The organism is Paraclostridium dentum, from assembly GCF_012922555.1.
Classification (GTDB): domain Bacteria; phylum Bacillota; class Clostridia; order Peptostreptococcales; family Peptostreptococcaceae; genus Paraclostridium; species Paraclostridium dentum.
Map to the genome: position 1 here is coordinate 1 of NZ_WIPK01000063.1, position 881 is coordinate 881.

The window sequence follows — 881 nt, forward strand, 5'->3', positions numbered from 1 at the left end:
CCGGGCCTCTGCCTGCAGAACCGCTCCTACAGACCCAGGAGAACTTCGACTTGGACCGGTTCTTAGGGAAGTGGTATGACGTCGCCTCGGCCTCCAACTGCCCCTGGAGAAACAAACACAAAGGAGATTCTCCGATCGGATCTCTGGAGCTGCAGCGCAGAGACACTCCAAACGCTCTGAGCATGACCCGCATCATGTCCCGGCGTGGCGAGTGTAAGATGATCACCGGTAATTACATGGAGACTGAAACTCCAGGAAGATTCTACTACCACAGCGTCAAGTGGTCGGCTGACGTGGATGCGTATGTGGTGCACACGAACTACGACGAGTACGCGCTGGTGGTGATGTTCAAACAGCAGCGTGGAGGAAACAAGACCACCTCGGTCAAACTGTACGGTCGTAAGAAGGAACTGCGGCCCACACTGATAGAAGACTTTAAGACCCTGGTGGCGGAGCAGGGGATGAGCGCAGACACTGTCTCTATTAAACAGAACAAAGGAGATTGTGTTCCAGGACAAAAAACAGCTCCAGCAACCGAGGTTCAGCCGAAGACCAGACGATCGGTGGTGCTGCCTCCGTCTGATGAAGGTTCTGCAGATGGAATACCCATCTTTAAGGGAGAAAACTCCTGTATAGGTACCCCAGACCCTGGTCCGTGCTTCGGGATGCTCCATCGTTTCCACTACAACTCCTCCATCATGACGTGTCAGAGGTTTGAGTATGGAGGCTGCATGGGCAACCAGAACAACTTCCTGACTGAGAAGGAGTGTCTGCAGACCTGCCGCACTGAAGCTGCCTGTCGCCTCCCGATGGACGCCGGTCCGTGTAAGATGTCGCATCAGTTCTGGGCTTTCGACTCGGCCAACGGAAAGTGTGTGTCC

The 881-nt window shown here is 54.6% G+C and carries 1 protein-coding gene; it reads left to right on the forward strand.

Annotation, left to right across the window (positions count from 1 at the left end):
* Positions 1-50: 50 nt before the first annotated feature.
* The coding region (locus GFJ41_RS20910) for a lipocalin/fatty-acid binding family protein (protein ID WP_206001595.1) at positions 51-881 on the forward strand (831 nt) is incomplete at its 3' end.